Genomic DNA, 875 nt, shown 5'->3' with positions numbered 1-875 from the left:
TGGAGAGCTATGAGATGTATATGCAGCAGTACGAAAGGACCATGAGCCTGGTGGAGGAAATAGCAAGCCAAATACCAGGCTTGGAAGAGATGCTAAAGATCAAAGGAGTAGGCCTGATTACTGCAGCCGGTTTCATCGCAGAGGTAGGAGATATCAGCCGTTTTGAGCACCCCAGGCAGATACAGAAACTGGCTGGACTGAGCCTGAAAGAGAACAGTTCTGGAAAGCACAAGGGCAAAACCAGTATCAGCAAGCGAGGGCGCCGACGGCTCAGATCACTATTGTTCCAGGCAATAATGCCATTAGTGGCCAAGAATCAGGAATTCAAGGAACTACACCATTATTATACAACCAGAAGCCAGAATCCTTTAAAGAAAAAGCAATCCTTAATCCTGTTAAGTTGCAAGTTAATCCGGATATTCTTCGCCCTGCTGACAAAAGGCATCAAATATGACCCACAGAAAATGATGAAAGACATTAAAAGACCATTATTACAGGAAGCAGCATAAACCGAGAAAGTAACCAGATAACCAAAGATAGCACATTGACAAAACGAGCCGGGATTAGTTAGGTTGAATTACGACCATAAGGGCATAGACCCAGTATAGGAGCATGACTAACATCCACCTCATGGATAGGCAGAACGAAGGAATTTAGGGCATAGACCCTGTGAGACATGGGAGGGTTGCCACCGGAGAGCAAGTGGATACCAACGGCCGAAATAAGCCCAAAATGCAAGATGCTTATTCAGGTCACCCTTGCCCATCCAGTTTTATACATAAATGAGCATTATATCCATGTGGCAAGTTTTGAGAAATGTGAAATTCTAAGAAAAAGCAAGCAATTAAGAGAATTCGTTAGATTATAGAGGGAGG

1 protein-coding gene is annotated in these 875 nt (G+C 43.9%); it reads left to right on the top strand.

The genetic code is table 11. From position 1 onward, the window contains the following. Positions 1-509, top strand: a 509-nt coding sequence (locus AN619_RS12375; protein WP_157065011.1) for a transposase, incomplete at its 5' end; no start/stop codon positions are given. Positions 510-875 lie beyond the last annotated feature (366 nt).

The sequence above is a fragment of the Thermotalea metallivorans genome, assembly GCF_001562415.1.
GTDB lineage: Bacteria > Bacillota > Clostridia > Peptostreptococcales > Thermotaleaceae > Thermotalea > Thermotalea metallivorans.
The sequence above is the reverse complement of the archived record's forward strand: the minus strand, read 5'-3'. Positions and strand labels throughout refer to the sequence as shown.